This is a genomic window from Sphingobacterium lactis (genome assembly GCF_051951495.1).
Taxonomy (GTDB): domain Bacteria; phylum Bacteroidota; class Bacteroidia; order Sphingobacteriales; family Sphingobacteriaceae; genus Sphingobacterium; species Sphingobacterium lactis_A.
This window is the reverse complement of the sequence record NZ_JBNHAS010000001.1, coordinates 429,567-450,183: the sequence shown is the minus strand read 5'-3', so window position 1 is coordinate 450,183 and position 20,617 is coordinate 429,567. Positions and strand designations below refer to the sequence as shown.

Annotated in this window: 14 protein-coding genes; 9 read left to right on the top strand and 5 right to left on the bottom strand. The window is 37.6% G+C overall.

Annotation, left to right across the window (positions count from 1 at the left end; genetic code table 11):
* Window positions 1–2,445, top strand: coding sequence for a TonB-dependent receptor domain-containing protein (locus tag ACP6L2_RS01870; protein ID WP_440507616.1), 2,445 nt, complete (start codon window positions 1–3; stop codon window positions 2,443–2,445).
* Here the strand turns inward: ACP6L2_RS01870 and ACP6L2_RS01865 are convergent.
* The 4 genes from ACP6L2_RS01865 to ACP6L2_RS01850 form a co-directional block, all read right to left on the bottom strand.
* On the bottom strand, window positions 2,414–3,247 hold the full coding sequence (locus tag ACP6L2_RS01865; RefSeq protein ID WP_440507615.1) for a helix-turn-helix domain-containing protein: 834 nt from the start codon (window positions 3,245–3,247) through the stop codon (window positions 2,414–2,416). The two genes, ACP6L2_RS01870 and ACP6L2_RS01865, sit on opposite strands and share 32 nt — an antisense overlap.
* A gap of 101 nt (window positions 3,248–3,348) precedes the next feature.
* A complete protein-coding gene (locus tag ACP6L2_RS01860; RefSeq protein WP_440507614.1) occupies window positions 3,349–3,954 on the bottom strand; it encodes a response regulator in 606 nt (201 codons plus the stop codon).
* Window positions 3,951–5,831, bottom strand: coding sequence for an ATP-binding protein (locus ACP6L2_RS01855; protein WP_440507613.1), 1,881 nt, complete (start codon window positions 5,829–5,831; stop codon window positions 3,951–3,953). Before ACP6L2_RS01855 ends, ACP6L2_RS01860 begins: the two co-directional genes overlap by 4 nt.
* Window positions 5,832–6,143: 312 nt before the next feature.
* On the bottom strand, window positions 6,144–7,175 hold the full coding sequence (locus ACP6L2_RS01850) for a nucleoside hydrolase (protein ID WP_440507612.1): 1,032 nt from the start codon (window positions 7,173–7,175) through the stop codon (window positions 6,144–6,146).
* A gap of 69 nt (window positions 7,176–7,244) precedes the next feature.
* Between ACP6L2_RS01850 and ACP6L2_RS01845 the strand changes: the two genes are divergently transcribed.
* The gene (locus ACP6L2_RS01845; RefSeq protein WP_440507611.1) at window positions 7,245–7,646 is read left to right on the top strand and encodes a hypothetical protein; all 402 of its coding nucleotides are present in this window, start codon (window positions 7,245–7,247) and stop codon (window positions 7,644–7,646) included.
* The gene (locus ACP6L2_RS01840) at window positions 7,643–8,269 is read left to right on the top strand and encodes an outer membrane beta-barrel protein (protein ID WP_440507610.1); all 627 of its coding nucleotides are present in this window, start codon (window positions 7,643–7,645) and stop codon (window positions 8,267–8,269) included. The genes ACP6L2_RS01845 and ACP6L2_RS01840 overlap by 4 nt, the downstream gene beginning before the upstream one ends.
* On the opposite strand, the gene ACP6L2_RS01835 is transcribed toward ACP6L2_RS01840, so the two are convergent.
* On the bottom strand, window positions 8,266–9,162 hold the full coding sequence (locus ACP6L2_RS01835) for a helix-turn-helix domain-containing protein (protein WP_440507609.1): 897 nt from the start codon (window positions 9,160–9,162) through the stop codon (window positions 8,266–8,268). The genes ACP6L2_RS01840 and ACP6L2_RS01835 overlap by 4 nt on opposite strands.
* A 143-nt stretch (window positions 9,163–9,305) precedes the next feature.
* On the opposite strand from ACP6L2_RS01835, the gene ACP6L2_RS01830 reads away from it, so the two are divergent.
* The 6 genes from ACP6L2_RS01830 (at window position 9,306) to ACP6L2_RS01805 (ending at window position 20,564) form a co-directional block, all read left to right on the top strand.
* Complete coding sequence (locus ACP6L2_RS01830; RefSeq protein WP_440507608.1) at window positions 9,306–9,707, top strand: GlcG/HbpS family heme-binding protein; 402 nt, start codon at window positions 9,306–9,308, stop codon at window positions 9,705–9,707.
* A gap of 160 nt (window positions 9,708–9,867) precedes the next feature.
* Entirely contained in the window at window positions 9,868–10,221 is a 354-nt protein-coding gene (locus tag ACP6L2_RS01825; RefSeq protein ID WP_440507607.1) for a hypothetical protein, read from the top strand.
* A 118-nt stretch (window positions 10,222–10,339) separates the two neighbouring features.
* Window positions 10,340–14,692 (top strand): CusA/CzcA family heavy metal efflux RND transporter, encoded by a 4,353-nt coding sequence (locus tag ACP6L2_RS01820; protein ID WP_440507606.1) that lies wholly within the window; start codon window positions 10,340–10,342, stop codon window positions 14,690–14,692.
* Between the two features lie 57 nt (window positions 14,693–14,749).
* A complete protein-coding gene (locus ACP6L2_RS01815) occupies window positions 14,750–16,018 on the top strand; it encodes an efflux RND transporter periplasmic adaptor subunit (protein ID WP_440507605.1) in 1,269 nt (422 codons plus the stop codon).
* Window positions 16,019–16,232: 214 nt separating this feature from the next.
* A complete protein-coding gene (locus ACP6L2_RS01810) occupies window positions 16,233–18,257 on the top strand; it encodes a heavy metal translocating P-type ATPase (protein ID WP_440507604.1) in 2,025 nt (674 codons plus the stop codon).
* 285 nt (window positions 18,258–18,542) lie between these two features.
* On the top strand, window positions 18,543–20,564 hold the full coding sequence (locus ACP6L2_RS01805) for an FUSC family membrane protein (protein WP_440507603.1): 2,022 nt from the start codon (window positions 18,543–18,545) through the stop codon (window positions 20,562–20,564).
* The last annotated feature ends 53 nt before the right edge of the window (window positions 20,565–20,617 follow it).

The following is a 20,617-nucleotide window of genomic DNA, read 5'->3' as shown; positions in this document are numbered from 1 at the left end:
GTGAATAAACTCCTATACCTAACCTATTTCTTATTAATAAGCAGCAGTCTTTTTGGGCAGCAGCATCAAATCAAAGGCAAAGTACAAGATTCCATTAGTAAGGAACCCATTGCATACGTCAGTGTTGCAGTATTGGATCAAAAAAACCAAATTATAAATGGTGTTATGACCGATTCATTAGGTGGGTTCAAGATCCCTAACACCAAAAATGGAAACTATGTACTTTTAGTAAAATTCATCGGTTATCAACAAAAACGTATTCCCTTCCAAATACATGGGGAAAAAGAAAAACTATTTTCAACAATATGGCTCTCACCTAGTACAGAATCCATTGAAACAGTTCGTATTTTAGGCGCTGACCCTGCACAGAAACACTTGGCAGATAAACAAGTTTACCAAGCCAATCAATATAAAAATGCTGTCGGAGGTACGGCATTAGATATTGTGAAAAACCTTCCAGCTGCAGCAGTGGATGCCCAAGGAAATATCAGCATTCGTGGAAATGCTGGCTTAATGGTCCTAATTAACGGAAAACCAACGCTGATGGATCCTGCTACCATATTAGGTCAAATTGCCGCAAATGATGTTTCTGAGGTAGAATATATCTCCAATCCCTCAGCACAATTCGACCCGGATGGAAAGGCCGGAATGATCAATATTAAAACAAAAACAAAACAGGTAAATGGTTTCTCCTGGTACATGAATCTACAAGGTGGTTTGCCAAGTATCCACGATTATGACAACCTTGAAAAACAACAACGCTATGGTGCCGATATTGCCTTCCAATTGAAGAAAGATAAATTGGAATTGAATGGCTCAGCCAATTACCTAAGAAATGACAATGCAGGCTTCCGAGATGGCGATGTAAATACCATTATTGGAGATAAACAAACATTCTTTCCATCAAAAGGTGAAAGAAGCTTTGACAAGTATAATTATGGATTACGTTTAAATGGATCTTACCAAGCTTCAGAGAAACATCGATTTGATTTAGGTCTACTTGCTTCAAAACGTTTCCAAGATCGCTTAGCAGATATTTATTACAACAATCGCACGATACAGCCTTCTACAGGAAATGAATTGCATAGACTTGACTACCATAACCCTAACCTTCAAAATAAACAAGGCGAGTTTTATTTGATTGACTTTAATTATCAATATCAAATCAATAAAGCGCATGGATTATCCTTAGGTGCTATTTACGAATATGCCGATATTCATGGTTCAACACTTAACTCCAACATACACGGGCAAGCAGATACGATACAATGGACAAGAAGCACCTATACCAATCCGCTTAAAGGGTTAAGACTTACTGCACAGCATAAATGGAATTGGGAGAACAGTAGCTTAACATCAGGATATCAATTAAGGCAAGATTTGCAAAAAGGCAACTTTGAATATTACGAATCTATTGGAGGAAAAAACAACCCTATTCTCAATACAGAGTTCTCTGGCAAGATGAATGCTGACAATATCGTTCATGCTGTATTTAGCCAATATGAACGTAAAGGCGATAAAACACAATATAGCCTTGGATTACGTTATGAATATTATAATCGAGATTTATTGTTGCTTCATACGAATCAAAAGTTCCCCTACTCCATCCATCAATTATATCCATCGATGAGCCTCATGCACGACTTAGGTCAAGGTTGGTCTTGGAAAGTAGCGGCAGCACGACGGGTACAAAGAACTAACAATTTCGAATTGAACCCCATACCTGAAAGAGAACACTCCGAAACATTGGAGCAAGGCGACCCAGAACTTTTACCAGAATTTATCAGCAATGTAGAAACAGGAGTAGTCAAAACATTCCCTAAAGGATCTGCATTCCTAAATGCTTATTTTCAACACAGCAAGAACCCTATTCAACGTGTAAACTCAGTTTATGCTGATACAATCCTTCATCGTGTATTCAGTAATGCTGATTATGCTAAACGTTGGGGTGTTGAAGCAGGTACAAATACCAAACTATTTCCTTGGCTACAATTTAATTTAGGAGCCAATGTTTATCATTATAAAGTTTCCGGGAAAGTATTGGATTACGAAAATATTCGATCTAACCAAGATTGGGTGTATTCCATCAATTCAGGATTACAAGCAAACCTATCCAAAGGTTGGAGCACCGGCCTACAAGTAAATTACCTATCTGAAAGACCTACTGTCCAGGGGATGGATTCCAAATTCGTAACACCTCATTTTAACCTTAGCAAGCAATTCTTACGAGGTACCCTGACAGCGCAATTGCAATGGCAAAATATTGAACTAGGTAAATGGGGTGTAAATGAACAACGAATCAGTACTTATGCTCCTGATTTTTATACCACGACGAACTATGTATATGAGAAAAACGTATTCTTAGTGAATTTAAACATCAATCTTCAACGATTAAATCAAATCCTGAAATTGCCTAAGAGTGAGTTTGGTGAAAAGGAATTTTAAGGTTTTCATTCCGAAAGTCTTTAGGACTTTGAAGGGTATAACGTTTAAAGTATTTCGAGAAATTTGACTTATCGGAGAAGCCTAAATCAAAGGCTACTTCGGAAATACTTTTACCAGTATAGATCAACAGTCGCTTTGCTTCTTGGATCAAGTAGTCTGCAAGTACATCAGAAGCTGTTTTAGAAGCTTCTCTCTTGCAGGCTGCATTCAAATTCTGTGGGCTGGTATGCAATTTCTCTGCATAGTGAGCAACATGATTTACAGGATGAACATCCGCACGCAGTAATTTTGTGAAACGCTTGTATAAATTATCCGGTAATTCAGCTCGTCTAGGAGAAGTAGAATTGGCTTCCAATAATTTTGCGATTAAAGCCTTAAATAATCCCTCTTGGCAGGTCTTATTTGTTTCATCCATCAATAACTGAAAAATAGTCTCCACCGCTTTAACGTTCAGTATAGGCAGTATGTCCAATTTAACGAGTTGATCCAAAAGCATATTGAGTTCAGGATCATAACTGGCATCTACAAAGTGTCTCTTTAATAACAATACATAGCCTAAGATTGGTTTTTCCAAATCCCAATGATGTACATTATCTTGCCTTATTACCAGTAAGCAAGGCGCTTCAATTTTGACCTCCCTCCCATCAATTACATGTTTACCAGACGTTTTCGTCAATAATACAAGTTCCAAATAGCCATTATGTTTATGTGGCTTTGTATTAGATTTACTTTGGTCAAAAGCTGCTACCTTAAGGCTACGGCTTGGCTCCAACTTATTCTTTACTTGTATTTCTTTTTCCATGCTTTCTCGGGTTGATTATGCTAATGAGTAGACCTTAAATCAGGATAGTGTCTACTTCTAATCATTAGCATTCTAAAATACCGGGTACAGCAAGGTAAAAATTAATAATCAAAAAAATCGCCTTGATTATTAATTTTCGTTTTCAATTTTTGTCTAATATTCTTTCTGTGGGTACGGATAGTCATGACACTACGATGCAACAGTTCTGCAATCTCTTGACTTGACTTACCTTCTTTGATATATTGGTAAATCTCGAGTTCACGATAAGTTAACCCAAAATCATTCACCATCACAGTCACTGAGTTTGAATTCTGTAAAATATCATGGCTATATTGTGTCTGACCAGCATAAACCTTACGAATAACAGCTAATAAATCCACCGAATCCAATTCTTTGGAAATATAACCTTCTACACCTATTTCTTCTAGTTCAGCAGTAAATACGGGGTTCACTTCTAAGGAAAGAATAATTATTTTGGTTTTCGGTCTTATTTTTTTAATCTCTTTAGCTATGGCAATCCCTGACTTTTCATTCAAATACATATCCAAGAGAACCATATCAGGTTCATGCAATTTAAGGCGATCTTTCATGTCCTTGCCATCAGAATACGCCTCTAAAAACAACATATCTTTCTCTTGAGAAATGATAGCTCGAAGCCCGTCACTAAACAATTTATGGTTATCAATGTTTATCAGCTTTATCATCATATCTTATCTACGTTGGTTTTAAACGGAATTATTACCTGAGCACTACAGCCACTTTTTGTTAAATAAAAATCAAATGTCCCACGGTAATAATCTACCCTTGAACGAATACTATGCATCCCTATCCCATGTCCATTTTCAGGTATACATGTTGCGACTCCCTGTCCATTATCGTGAACTAACAAACGAACTTCATGATCATCTATCGCTAAATCCACTTCGATGAGTGTTACGCCTATAGCATGTTTTAAAGCATTCGTTATCAGTTCCTGATATATCCTGAACAAATGTATTTTCATATCAAAAGGCATTATTTTCTCATCCCCAAAACATTGCAATTCAATTTTTGGCACTGATCCATAGGACGAAGCATCATGCTGAATGGAACCACATAAACCAAGACTCTTCAAGTTTTTCGGTGCCAATTGATGAATCAACCGCTTAAAATCGCCATTGATATCTTTAAGCATCTCCTGAACTTTGTTCTTTTGCTGAAGCTGTTCAGCAGATAACAACAATCTTAATCCTTGTAAGGTGCCGCCAATACCATCGTGTATATCTTGTGCTATCCGAGATCTTTCCTTTTCTTGGATCATAACCAATTCAAGAGCCAACTGCCTTCTTTTGTTTTCTGCTACTGCAATATCCTCGACAAAATGATCAAAATCCTGTTTATACTTCACTGTAAATACAATCATGAGGTAGATAATCTCCACTGAAAATGCAAATATGATATTACCAGGTCTGATAAATTGAGGAAAATAGATAATGTCAAATGTATTGAAGAGGTACATGACTACAGAGAGAAATATCAAGCTATTCCCTAATAAATAATGGAAAATATAAGGCGATTTACCTTTAATACAATACCAAATATTGACCAATAAAAAGACTGTTTGAGTCAACAATAGTGCTGCGAAAATTAATTGAAAGACACGTACTAAATGGGTATTACTATTTAATGCCAAGTGCAATAGCAAATAAATCAAAGTGGCTGTTAACACCAATTTATTCAATAGGATCAACTTTTTGCTCAATTTCGGTAAATACTTCTTCTGTTGAACAAAAGTCATAAAGACATACACGTTAAAATAAAGGGCAAGAGCAAGAAATGTGAGTTTAGGGATTTGTGTCCAAACCGCATATAATTCATCAGGTACGACATACACATCGTGCAAGTATTCAATCATATTAAATGCTAGAAGAGATGAAATATAACCAAGCATCATCGCATAAAAGCGTTTTTTTAGAATTAAAAACAAGCAGAGATTAAAAACTATGGCGAAGAAGAAGAAACCAAAATACCGCCCTAACAGAAAAGAAAAGCCAAGTTCATAAATTAGGATATCACTTTTTGTACTGATATCTGTCGGGAAATAAAGGTTTTGCCTTCCAAAAACCTCTGTACGCAACAAGAGGAACTTCTCTTCTCCAGCTTCCATGGGCAATTCAAAGGACACCGGCCGAATAGGAACTTCCCGTTCAGAAAGTCGTTGAAAGTGCGAACCTTGGGCTGTACGAATGATTTTATTTCTTAGGCTATCTAGTTCAAATACATTAAATTTTATTCCATCATTATAAAAGCTCCACAGATATTTCTCCCTGTGTTTAGAATCATTAATAACATGCAAGGCAAACCAATGCACACAATCCGTCACGCCTTTATTCACAACGGTTGCATCTGATAATCTTTTAAACTGTCCGGTTTTCCATTTTAATAGGACCTGCGACGCATTCTCTGAACAACTGCAATCTATATATTCTGATAAATAAGGGATAATACGTATATCATTGGCCCCAGGAAGCCTAAGTGGTTCTGCCCCATAGATCGAGGTGAAACCAAACAAAATCATCCAAATAAATAGATGAAAAATTTTCATGTAATAACTGGTTTGTTAACCAAATATACTAAAAAGAGTAAAATTTAGTGGAGTAAATCATTGATTTTGGAGTATTATTTAATCGTTGATTTAATTTACCCACAACATTATCATTTCCATATTCACATGGAAACTCACGGCATGCATCCGGCGCACAAAAAATAATTTTGTTTTTTTCGGGAATATCTTCAACTCGAGCAACTATAAGTTATAGTAATTACCAAATAGCTATGGATAAATCATTACAAACCATAATCGATAAATATCTAAACCAGGAGGCAGCTTATTAATTCGGGGAAAATAAATAATTACTTATTTCCTATATGCTTTAGGTTTTTCCCTAATGAGTTCCTTAAAATAGGTTTTTAAGGGTTCTATATGTTGGTTTTGAATGGAGAGCACATAATGTTTAGCCTGTGGATTTTCAACAAAATCAGTATATCCTTTTTCATTTATGCTCAATATACCGGGTTTAGATTTGTCCAAAAGGCTGTTTTCTTTTTCACCGATATAATAAACTGAAGTTAAGTCCCAAGTAGGACGATTATAAGGAAAAGGTCGATAGCGTTTATAGGCATCCACTAAGGGGTGATGTGTTGCCCATTGAAAATCCTCTTGGATGCTGGCCCCCGGATAAATGACTTGCTTACCAACTTCAAAAGGAGATAATACTATTTCTCCTGGCCAATTAGCAATAGTATACCTAGCAGCAGGGATATCGTGAATCACATTAAATTCTGCGCGTTTCTTATCACCAAAGGAACCTGCCATGATAGATAGTACCTTAACTTTCTTGGCTACCAAGGCTTTTCCATCCAGTTTACTGTATTTATCAGGTCCGCTTTGCAAGAGCCTAGCAAGGTTGGTAGAAAAACCTACGGAAACTACAGTTACTGATCCATCCGCTTGCTTAGCCAGTATCTTTCGATATAACTCATGCGCAGGGAGCAACTGATCATGCTGCTTGACAGAATATTTATACAGATTGGTAGAATCATTAAGCTGTACCATGTTTTTACTATAATCAGCATAATCATCAATTAAGACTCCATTTTCAATTTTACCTATAGGAACCTTCCCATATCCATACCAAGTGGAAAGCATATCAATTAATCGAGTGGAATAGGCAGAACCTTTATTATTCATAATCCCCAACAACTTAATCTTCCCTTGATCTGCATATTTATACAACATATCCAAAGCAAGAACATCATCAATATCATTTCCCATGTCTGTATCGAAAATAATCAATTCCATTTTCTGTTTTTTCTGTGCTTGAACAGCTGAAAACTGGAAAACTGTAAGGAAGAGAATGAGGTAGGTAGAACGAATAAGGTTTTTCATAAGGTTGACTTTCCTTATGAAATTAGTTATTTATAGCTAAAAAGCGAAATCCAACAGCAGTATTCTTCCATGATTTGTAAAGGTTTGGGTCTAGTCAAGTCTGTATTTGCTTCTAAATTGCTTCGAGACTCTAAAGGATTTTGTAAGCATCTGCTATGGATCTTGTTCGGATCTCGTTCGGTAGGAACCGAACGAGATCCGAACAAGATCCGAAGGAGTTCCGAAGGAGATCCGTTAGAGTCTCGAATCCAACCCATGGAAATAGATGTGAGATATGAGACCACTACGTTATTAGATTTGAGACAAAACACACAGAAACGAAAACAAAAGCAAGTATTAAAAACAAAGAAAACATTAGCCTTGGCATTTGATAGTACAGAACAGAATACGGGAAAATATATATTGTTTTCTTTCTGTAGCAAAGACTTTGGTAATTTCGTTCTAGAGAAAACTAGATTTGAAAACCTATGAAAGGAATTTTACCCATTCGTGCTTTAGGACTTATCCTGGGGCTATTTTTATGCAATCTGACGATTCAAGCACAAGAAAACAAAAATCATCCAATTGAATTTTCCATAGGTATTACACCACTAGCTGAACAAAATGTTGGCCCAAGAGAACGATTAGATGGGGGTATGTCAAAAGATAGCTATTCTTATTTTGCCATAGATGCCAAGATTAAATATAAAATTTCGAGGTTATTCTCCATAAATACCGGCTTAGAATACTCCAAATTTAAGATTGATTTGAGAGGAGCCATCGTTGACCCAAGCAAACCTGTATTTCGGGATAGTATGAACTTAAGCCTATTGGAGGTACCTGTATTATTATCCATGAATCTTGGTAAATACTTTTATGCTCATGCTGGTCCTAATTTTCATTTTCAATTACAAGGAAATGAACAATATGTAGATAAGCAAAATGGTATTGGAGTTTATGCTGGAATTGGGGGAAACTATTACTTCACTTCCAATTTTGGACTATTTGTGGAGCCTTTTGCAAAAGCTAATTCCATCATACTATTTACGGATGGTAATTATCCGGATCGTATTACGGTTTTAGGGATAAAAACGGGATTAAAATGGCGGTTCTAATGTCCAAACTTCTTTTTAAAATCCCCTGCTGTACAGCCGTGGAAGGTTCTAAATTGTTTGGCGAAATAACTTAGGGAACTAAAACCCGTTTTATAGGCCACATCAGAAATACTGAACTCTGGATGTAGCAAAAGATTTGATGCTAAAAGCATGCGCTCCTGCAAAATATAGGCACCTGGAGTTTTGGAGCAATAGCTTTCAAAAAGCCTATGCAAAGTACTTTTACTACAGTTGCCTATTTCCATGAGTTTTTCCAAGCTTAAGTCTTGATCAATATGCTCCTGAATGTATTGCTTTATTTGCAACATGGGATTATTCTTACGGAAGACAGTCTGTTCTTGCACATATTCTCTCTGGGCGTTTAGCAATCTTATAAACAAGGACTTCAACAATACCTCACTTAAAGGAATTTGCAAGCGTTCTTCGCTAGCCAGTTGGAGCAACTCATTAATAGCACGAACAAAAGCAGAATCGTTCTGGAAGTGATAATTAGCAAAATCAAATTGCCAATTACCCTCAGGATATTGCTTTTCCAATTCCATTATTACCCGTTCCACTGTTTCAGCGGGAATCAAGATCGTGGCACATTGTACTGGATTACGTGCGTCTGCCTCTGGAAAATCAGCATAAATCTGTTCCTCTGCAGGAAGTACCAAGGAAGTACCAGGGGTAAATTTAATTTTCCTTCCATCTTTTCCATATACAATCTTATATCCACGAATCATACTGGAAATACTAAGTCCGGCATATTGTATGCGAACCTTGGTGGAGGACTGGAAAGTTTCAAAAATATTGACCTCAAAAAGCCCTCCATCAAATCGTGTTTGATGTTCTAGCCCTTCACGTAGGTGTTCAGGAGTCTGAATTGCTAATAAGTCAATTGTGTGATTCATTGGTTCAACCATAATGGATTCCCTAAAATAGCATAATTCTTCTTTATTCCTTATGAAACTATCCTATTATATATTGAAACGATATTTTCATGCTTTCTGTTTGAAATGAAATAAATTTATGGAATCACAAATAACATAGAACTATGAGTAACATCACATTAGAGGAGGCAAGAAAAGTTATTGATGCCGCATTGAAAAAATCGAATGAATTAGGCGTTAAGATGAACATCGCTGTAGTAGATGCAGGCACCAACTTAGTAGCATTTAATAAAATGGACGATGCTTGGTTAGGTTCGATTGATATCTCCCAGAAAAAAGCTAGAACGGCGAGATATTTCAATATGAACACTGGTGAGATTGGAAAATTATCTCAACCAGGCGGATCCTTGTACAATATTGAACATTCAAACAATGGGCTTATTACCTTTCCTGGAGGTGTTGTACTAAAGAATTCAGCGGGAGACATTATTGGAGCTGTAGGTGTAAGTGGAAGCACCGTTGAAGATGACCATGCAGTAGCAGAAGCAGGCGCATCGGCTATTTAAGGCAATCGCACACTAAAATTAATAAACAAAAATGGGCCATTCTGTCAATCAGAATGGCCTATTTTATTGGAAGGGAAAGTATTTGTTTATGATATGCTTTAAATAGAAATCTCATTATAATCCATTGGTATTTATTGATTTCTAATTACATTTGTTATAGATGAAGATATTTTCAACCATATTAATGCTCTATGTATTGGCTTTACACTTTGTGCCTTGCAGCGACCATTTATACGATGAAAATACAAGTCCAAGCAGTTCCATAAGTCGGCATATTGGACATTCCCATTCTACAGATGCCAATGATCATCATCAGGATCATAACCATGAAAAGGATACTTGTACGGCGTTTTGCACCTGTTCCTGCTGTGGCATTGCTTTATCTGAGTTTCACTTAGATTTCTTAGAATTGGAAAAACCGTTTGAAAGAAACCTCCATATTCCCAAACTGTTTGAAAACACATTAATCAGTTCCATTGACCCAGATTCCATCTGGCTTCCTCCAAAGGTTTAATTTACTGAATTCAAAAACATTACTTATCAATCATTGATTTAGTAATTAAGATTATGCTTTCGTTGCAGCCTTGCAATGAAGGTTCCGTGTGAGTTTTTTAAAAATTAAACAAATAATCGTGCTAGACCGTATTATAAAATTTAGCATCAAGAACAAGATCATTATTGGACTGATGACCTTGGTATTGATCATATGGGGTGTTTGGAGTGCCAGCAAACTTCCAATAGATGCTGTTCCAGATATTACCAACAATCAAGTACAGATATTCACTTCCTGTCCTACACTGGCAGGCCAAGAGGTGGAACAATTAGTTACTTTTCCCATTGAACAAGGTATCGCCAATGTACCGGACATCGAAGAAATCCGTAGTATTTCACGTTTTGGACTATCCGTAATTACCGTTGTATTTAAGGAAGATGTAGATATTTACTTTGCTCGGCAATTAATCAATGAACGTTTAAAGGAGGCGGAGGAAAAAATCCCTGCAGGGATTGGTGTTCCTGAAATGGCTCCGGTAAGTACAGGATTGGGTGAAGTTTACCAGTATATTATACACCCAAAGTCGGGTAGTGAGCATAAATATTCGGCCAAGGAATTACGCGAAATGCAAGACTGGATAGTTGCCAGACAGTTGTATGGAACCCCTGGAGTCGCTGAAGTCAATTCATTTGGTGGTGAGTTAAAGCAATTTGAAGTTGCTGTTAATCCACAGCGCCTTCGTGCCATGAACGTCAATATTCCAGAACTTTTCACTGCTTTGGAAAAGAATAATCAGAACACAGGAGGTGCCTACATCGATAAAAAACCAAATGCCTACTTCATTCGTGGGATAGGTTTAGTGACTTCCATAGAAGATGTCAAACAGATCCCAATTAAAAGCAGTGGCGGTATACCAGTTTTAGTTCAGGATGTTGCCGATGTAAGAATAGGCTCAGCCGTTCGCTATGGTGCACTCACCTATAATGGCGAAGTAGACGCTGTAGGTGGTGTGGTAATGATGCTGAAGGGAGAAAACAGTAATGAGGTTGTAAATCGCGTAAAAGAGAAACTGCCAACCATTCAGAAATCATTACCGGAAGATGTGGTTTTAGAGGCTTATTTAGATCGGACAGACTTGGTGAAGCGTGCCATTAGTACCGTGGAGAAGAACCTTATTGAAGGGGCATTAATCGTTGTCTTTGTGTTGGTTCTTTTCCTTGGCAATTTACGCGCAGGATTGATTGTCGCTTCAGCTATCCCCCTATCACTCTTGTTCGCTTTAGGCATGATGCGTGTGTTTGGTGTAAGCGCCAATTTAATGAGTCTTGGTGCTATAGACTTTGGTTTGATTGTCGATGGGGCAGTCATTGTTGTGGAAGCGACCTTACATCATCTTGGCCTCCGCAAGAGCCAGGAGAAGTTAACGCAAGAAGAAATGGATCAGGAAGTATTTGAATCGGCTTCCAAAATAAGAACGCAGGCCGCATTTGGTGAAATTATCATCCTCATCGTTTATATCCCTATTTTGACTTTAGTGGGGGTTGAAGGTAAAATGTTTACTCCGATGGCAAAAACAGTAGGTTTTGCCATTTTAGGCGCTCTCATCCTATCCTTAACCTACATCCCGATGATGTGTGCTTTGTTTTTACCGAAAAAAGGACATGATAAAAAGACCTTCAGTGACCGGTTCATGGATTTCTTGCACCGTTTTTATGCTCCCTTATTGGAAGGAGCCATCCGACTAAAATACCTGATTATAGGGATTACTGTTGCAATATTTGTATTCGTTATCTTTCTCTTTAATCGAATGGGTGGAGAGTTTATTCCCCAATTACAAGAAGGTGATTACGCATTTCACTGTATTCTCCCACAAGGCACATCTTTAAGTCAGAGCATTGAGACTTCCATGCAGGCATCCCGAATCATCAAAGGTTTTCAGGAGGTCAAAATGGTTGTTGGTAAAACCGGTTCAGCCGAAGTCCCTACAGACCCTATGCCTCCAGAAGCAACCGATATGATGGTGATAATGAAGCCACAAGACGAATGGACCTCAGGTAGAAGTTATGATGAATTAGGGAATGCTATTATGGAGAAACTACAGGTCATTCCAGGTGTATTCTTTGAAAAGAACCAACCTATCCAAATGCGATTTAATGAATTGATGACCGGTATCCGACAAGATGTAGCGGTAAAAATATTTGGAGAAAACTTAGATAGTTTAGCCTTATATGCAAATCAAGTAAGTGCCGTAATCCAATCCGTGCAAGGCACAACAGCACCTCAAGTGGAGCAAGTAACAGGTTTACCTCAAATCAATGTTACTTATGATCGAATAAGAATGTCAAACTATGGACTCAATATTGAAGATGTCAATGATATTCTCTCCACCGCATTCGCTGGTAAAAGCACCGGCTTATTATATGAAAATGAGAGGCGTTTTGATTTGGTGGTTCGTCTAGACAGTACGCATAGGCAGAGCATAGAAGATGTGAATAATTTATTGATACCAACTGCTAAGGGAGATCAGATTCCGCTAGATCAGGTAGCCAATATTGAATATAAATTAGGACCAGCTCAAATAAGCCGGGAGGCTGGAAAAAGACGAATTGTAGTTGGGTTTAATGTGGCTGATCGGGACGTTCAGTCCGTTGTCCGTGATATCCAACAGCAATTAGCGCAAAAGGTAAAATTGCCAACTGGCTATTATTTTACCTATGGTGGGCAATTTGAGAATTTACAACAGGCGAGCAATCGTTTAATGGTCGCTGTTCCCGTATCGCTATTATTGATCTTTCTATTGTTGTATTTCACCTTCCATTCCATCAAACAAGCCCTTTTAATCTTTACAGCAATTCCTATGAGTGCTATAGGAGGTGTTTTTGCTTTGCTAATTCGTGACATGCCATTCTCCATTAGTGCCGGAATAGGCTTTATAGCGCTGTTTGGTGTGGCTGTCTTGAATGGAATTGTACTCATCGGGAAGTTCAACCAATTGGAAAAAGAAGGCATGCAAGATGTATTGGAACGCGTTCGAGTCGGAACTCAAATTCGATTAAGGCCCGTTTTAATGACCGCCACAGTAGCTTCATTAGGCTTTTTACCAATGGCAATCAGCACCAGTGCAGGTGCGGAAGTACAGAAGCCTTTAGCAACAGTCGTCATTGGCGGCTTAGTAACGGCTACTTTCCTTACCCTATTTGTTCTCCCCTTATTATATATATTATTTAGTGGATCTAATCGTAGATCAATAAATCATACCATGAAAAAAGCAATCAGTGTTACCCTCTTAATATTTTCCTTTGGAGCCCTTTCAGAGGCGCAGGAGCGACTAACGATGGAACAGGCTATAGATATAGCCCTTCGGAACAATCCGGAGCTTAAATCAAAGGAAATGGCGGTGCAATCCCAAGAAGCACTTCGGAAATCTAGTGCTGAATTGCCAAAAACAGCAGTAACTTTTCAATATGGAAATAATGATGGATTTGAAAAGAACGACGGATTAACCATATCCCAAGAAATCCCATTCCCTTCGGTATTCAAAGCTCGTCGAAATGTCATAGATCAACAAGTAAAAGCTAGAAAGGCATTAATGGACATCAGTGTAAACGAGTTAAAAAAACAGGTCCGAACTTACTATTATCAAATAGCTTTCTTAGAAAATAATACCAAAGAACTTAAGGTTTTAGATAGTATATATCAAGATTTTGTTCGGGTAGCCGAGCTTCGCTATCGTACCGGTGACACTAAAAAGGTTGACATCAGTACAGCACAAACCAAACGTGGTGAGATTAACATGTTATACAAACAAAATGAGGTGTTAAAATCGCAGGCATACAACCAACTTCAAAACTTGCTTCAGATTACAAATTTTAGAATTGCATTGGATTCAGAATACCAGCCTTTGAAAATTGCTAACCTGACGGATAGTACGCAACTGAATAAGCATCCTCAAATTCAATATTTGCTTCAAGAGGCTGAGGTTGCAAACAAGAGCAAGGCTTTAGAAAAGGCAAATGGCCTACCTGACTTCACGATTGGTTACACGAATGCATCGTTGATTGGCAATCATGAAAAAGATGGTGTAGAGAAGTTTTATGGGCGAGGACAACGCTTTAGCTACTTTGATATAGGTATCTCAATTCCATTAACCTATGGCGCTACAAGAGCAAAAATAAGATCCCTAGATTATCAACGTGCTTCCAATGAAATGGCTGCTAATTGGGCAAAATCACAATTGAAAACCCAACTGGAAAACGAGTATCAACAATACCAGCAATACTTGGAACAATACGAATATTTCAAGACTCAGGCACTACCGAATGCCAAGGAGATAATAGAGGCGGCTAAACTTGGCTACTCTTCAGGAGATAGTTCCTATGTAGAATACCTAATGGCATTACAAACCAGTACGGATAGCTATTTAAACTATTTGAAAAGCATTCAAGAAGTCAACAATTCTGTAATCCGTATTAATTCTTTACTAAATCAATAATCCATGTCAACTATAATCAAAAATACATCCCTTTTCCTTAGCATGATTATGCTTTGCATGTCTATCATATCTTGTGGAAATAAATCTTCCAAAGCTTCTGATGAACATGAGCACGAAGCAGAGGCTCATGTAGAAGGCGATCAAACCATAGCATCCCTCACTGCAGAACAAATCAAATCTGTAGGTATACAATTGGGAGAGATAGAAAATAAAAACCTGACATCGAATATCAAGGCGAACGGTTTCCTACGCGTTCCAAATAACAATCGAGCTAACGCGAGTTCGCTCTATGCTGGCTTGGTTAAAACATTGAATGTTCAACTTGGTGATTACGTTCGCAAAGGACAGATAATAGCGAATTTACAAAATCCACAATTTGTTCAACTACAAGAAGATTACTTAAATAGTGTCAATGAGTTACAATTAGCTGAATTGGAACTGGAAAGGCAAAAGGAATTAAACGCAGGAAACGCGGGCACTAAGAGAAACTTACAAAATGCAAGCAGTCAGGTAAACATTTTAAGAACAAAAAGAGCATCACTCCAACAGCAGTTACAACTATTAGGAGTTAATCCGCATCAGTTAAGCGCTGGGAACTTAAGGAGCAATATAGTCGTTGTTAGCCCCATCAGCGGTGTTGTGAGCAATGTATTTGTGAAAATCGGAACCTATGTAGATGTGTCTACTGCCCTGCTAGAAGTTGTAGATAACAACTTGTTGCACCTGGACTTACAGGTATTTGAAAGAGATTTACCAAAAATAAAAATCGGTCAATCCATCACTTTCAACCTAACGAACAATCCGGAAAAGACCTATTCGGCTAAAGTTTCTCGTATAGGTGCATCCTTTGAGAACGACAGCAAGTCTGTGGCGGTACATTGTTTGGTGATTGGAGACAAGACTGGATTAATCGATGGAATGAATATAACGGGAACAATTAGTTTGAGCGAGGTAAGCACCGCAGCAGTACCTAATGAAGCTATTGTAGAATCTAAAGGCAAATATTACATTTTCACTCAAACCGATAAGGAGGCTGAAGAAGAGCACGAAGATCATGATCATGAAGGTCATAGCCATGGTACAGAAACAGCAACGGAACATGATCATGAACATGAAGGAGAACATCAACATGAAGAAGGGCATGAACACGGAGAGACCAAAGCTTCAATCAATTTTGAAAAAATCGAGGTCATAAAGGGAGTAAGCCACCAAGGTTATACCGCTATCACTCCAGTTCAAGAAATTCCCAAGGGAAGAAAAATCGTTGTAAAAGGAGCCTTTTTCATCAATGCAAAACTTACAGGAACCGTTGGACATTCACATTAAATAACAGCTTTATTATATTCATTTACAATAAAATATAATATTCACATCATAAAAGACTCATCTTTTGGCTGAATAATTGAATTTGTAAAAGGAATCTATTAAATTAATAAGGTTCATGTATGCGGTTCGCAGCATAAGCTTAAACAGATGTATAATTGCCGAATGGCAAAACGATACAAGTCATACTAAACATCTATTAAAAGGGGATTAATATATGAAGGATAAAAACGATCAAAAATTAAAAAATGAAGATTCATGCTGCGAAATCAGTGATCGAATAAATAATACCGCCAGTGGCAAAGAAAAAGCAGGAAACACTGATGATCATATACATAGCGAAGATGATGGTCACAACCATGAACATATCGAAGGCTCCAAATTGGATCTCTTTAAGTGGCCAGCCATATCACTAGTGCTATTATTGACAGGGCTAGCATTTGACTATCTGATTCCTCAAGCATGGTTTAAGGACTATATACGTTTTGGTTGGTATCTGTTAGCCTACATACCCGTAGGCTTTCCTGTGCTAAAAGAAGCTTGGGAAAGCATCAAAAAAGGTGATGTATTTTCTGAATTCTTCTTAATGGGCATTGCTACCATAGGTGCATTTGCCATTAAAGAATATCCTGAAGGCGTAGCCGTGATGTTATTCTATGCTGTTGGAGAGGTTTTTCAAACCTTAGCGGTTAGTCGGGCAAAAGGGAATATTAAAGCATTATTAGATCAAAGGCCGGATGAAGTTACCGTCTTAATCGATAAAACACCCAAAATCATGAAAGCTGCTCAAGTGAGTATCGGAGATGTGATTTTACTTAAACCCGGAGAAAAGCTAGGTTTAGATGGACAGTTATTAAGCGAACAAGCCTCCTTTAATACCGCAGCATTAACTGGTGAGAGCAAACCTGATAGCAAATATACTGGCGATACGGTTCTGGCGGGAATGATCAACTTACAAAGTGTTGCAGAGGTTAAAGTTACAGCAGCTTATGAGGACAGTAAATTGAGTAAGATATTGGAAATGGTGCAGCATGCTAGTTCTCAGAAAGCTCCTACCGAATTATTTATTAGAAAGTTTGCTAAGGTATACACTCCGATCGTGGTATTCCTAGCCATTGGAATTTGCTTATTACCGGCCTTGTTTGTAAAAGATTACGTATTTACAGATTGGCTCTATCGATCTTTAATTTTCTTGGTTATCTCCTGCCCTTGTGCCTTGGTTATTTCTATTCCATTAGGATATTTTGGCGGTATTGGTGCGGCAAGTCGAAATGGTATATTATTTAAAGGATCTAATTTCTTAGATAGTCTTGCCAATATTCAACATGTGGTCATGGATAAGACTGGGACAATGACAGAAGGTGTTTTCAAAGTCCAGGAAGTACATTTTAATTCCAAATTTGATCAAAATAAGATATTAAGCTATGTCAATGGATTAGAAAGCCATAGCACACACCCTGTTGCAACTGCAATTCATGAATATGTTGGTGAAATTGATCATCAACTTAATTTACAGCAAATCGAAGAAATAGCAGGACATGGACTAAAGGCAGTTATTGGAGGGAAAGAACTCCTTGTAGGGAATTTCAAGCTTATGGATAAGTTTGGAATTAACTATGATGTGGACCAAAAGAGCATTGTTTATACGACCATTGCTGTGGCTTTCGGAGGTGAATTTGTAGGTTATCTGACCATTGCAGACAGCATCAAAACAGATGCTGCAAAAACAATTCAGGATTTACATCGGATGAATGTAAAGGCAACTATGCTAAGTGGAGATAAGTCAACTGTCGTTGATGCCGTAGCTAAAGAATTGGGAATTGATCAAGCATACGGCGATCTATTACCAGAGGATAAAGTAAATAAAATCAAGGAAATAAAAGCAAATAACCAACGTGTTGCTTTTGTTGGAGACGGTGTGAATGATGCTCCAGTTGTTGCGCTCAGTGACGTGGGTATGGCGATGGGTGGACTAGGTTCTGATGCCACTATAGAAACAGCAGATGTGGTTATCCAAGATGATAGACCTTCAAGAATACCCATGGCTATTCGTATTGGAAAACAAACCAAGAAGATTGTTTGGCAGAATATTGCATTAGCTTTTGTGGTAAAAGCCATCGTATTAATTCTAGGTGCTGGAGGCTTAGCCAATATGTGGGAAGCTGTTTTCGCTGATGTAGGTGTATCCCTATTAGCAATTCTAAATGCCGTTCGAATACAAAGAATGAATTTTCAACAATAAAATAACGAAACCCCTATTCCATTCATAAAATAGGGGTTTCTTTTATTACATAACATCAGATATTTCAACCTATTAATTGAACCTTTTAGCCAATCGGTATAGGTCAAACCAAACAATATTTCATTTAGAATTATTGAAATCGGAATATTCAATAGCATCCAACTTAAGTTACAGCTATTAACAAAATAAAATATCAAACTACATTTAAATGACCGTATAATATTTTTATAAATTTAATTTTTGTTATTTTTGCAGCCATAAAACTCAGAATAACAACACAATAATTTGACAAACGCTATTTACGGGAAGATTTTACCATTTTTAAAATTAGAGTCCAGTCAGGATGCATTAAGGAATATATTAGTTATCCTTCTTCCAAGTGTATTTTTATTCTTTTTTTATGATTCCCACTTTGCTATTGCCTTTGCAGTAGGTATCTTATTGTCCGCTTTGACAGACCTTCCTGGCAACAAAAGGGATAAAGTAAAAACCAGTTTATTCTGTATTCCTATATTCTTTATTACCGCAATTTCGATTTCAACCGCTCTACATGCTCATTCTTGGATTATAATCCCCTTATTGGGCTTATTTGGTTTTATATATACTTTAATTGCTTTATTAGGGTTTCGGATTAATGTCGTTGGAAATTTAGGATTGATAGTTGCCAGTTTCACTATTGGCTTACGTCCTGAAGACCCTTGGGCATTTACAATAGCGGTTACAGCAGGTGCCATCTTCTTTTTTGCTGTTAGCTTAATACAAGTATATAGTTTCCCATTTCGATCTTTACGTTTTGCGGTTGCTGGCGGAATCCAACAAATGGCGAATCTTATCCGATTAAAGGTAGATTGTTATGATGAACAAGTACCATTAGCGCAGACGTATAAAAACCTTTCTGCTTTGCACACTAAGGTAAGTGATCAATTGGAATCAGTAAGATCCCTCCTATTACGAGATAAAAAGCTGTTTTCAGAAAAAGATCAAGCTAGTAAGTTGTGGTTGGCTAAATTATATCAACTTATTGATCTGTACGAATTACTCATGGCAGTGGACAACGATTATGAGCAGGTTCGTGAGGTCCTCAAAGGAGATGAAACACTAGCTATCGTTCGCAGGTCCTTAGTTTTATTGTCTGAGGAGACAGCTCAATTATCTTTATGGAAGCGTAGTTCCGAAGTCTGTTTCCCAAAGAGGCAAGAATTGGATGGATTACTACAACAACTGGAATCAAAGAAACATGAGGGAAATTTTGAGAAACAGGAGTTGATTCAATCCATCTGCAAACAATTACGTCAAGTTTCCGCTATTTTACTGCAATTAGAAGCTAAAGTGGTACAATCTGACCAAAGCTGGTTGGAAAGCAAGAATTTCAAGGATTTCGTTGCGCCTAAGGCAGGATTAGGAACTATATGGAATAATCTTACCTTCAAGTCGGCAATCTTCTCATACGCCGTTAGAATGGCTATATTATTAATGCTCGGTGGACTTATCGGCTATTATTTGCCTGAATTCCGCTATGCTTCCTGGATCTTGTTAACCATTATCTTAGTAGCAAGACCAAGTTACAACAATACACAGAAACGCAACTACCAACGGATAATAGGTTCATTAATCGGTATTGGACTAAGTTTTTTAATCTTGTACTTGATTACTGATCCCATTAGCTTACTGGTCATAGCCATTGTCTGTTTATACTTATTTCTACTATTCAACCGTCCTAATTACTTGGTTTGTGTGATTTTCATTACCATAACCATTCTTCTAGGGCAGCATATGTACGAGGGCAAATTAGTTGATATATTGGGTAGTCGGGTTGCATTTACTCTTTTGGGCTCTATATTCGCAGTATTAGGATGTTTAGCTATCCCAATCAATCATTACCGTTCGATTCAGCAGAATACCCATTCCTTAGTGGAGCATTTTAGAACTTATCTCCAAAAAATACAAGAAGGCTATGCCTCACAAAACTTGAATTATTACGATTTACGTTTAATGCGAAAGTTCACGCAAGCTTCTTTAGCGCAATCTTATGATGCGTTGGAGGAATTTGCCAAAGACCCAATTAGTGGCAAATACCATAAAAAGGACGTTGTGCACTTGCAGACCCTTGCTTATAGAATTAATGCGCTATTGGTTGGTTTATCCATTCAAATGACCAAATTAGGTTTTCAGATCCATCCTAAGTTGATGGAAGAAAGGATGAATTATGTGGAAGGGCTTATTGAAGAGACAGAGGAGATATCGGAAAGATTGCAGAGTAAAAAGCCTTTGTTTATAGGCGGAAAGACCGGGAAGGTCTGGAGGTAAAAGGAGATACTCTTTAGATTTTGCACTGATCTAAAATTAAAAAAAACAGCCCT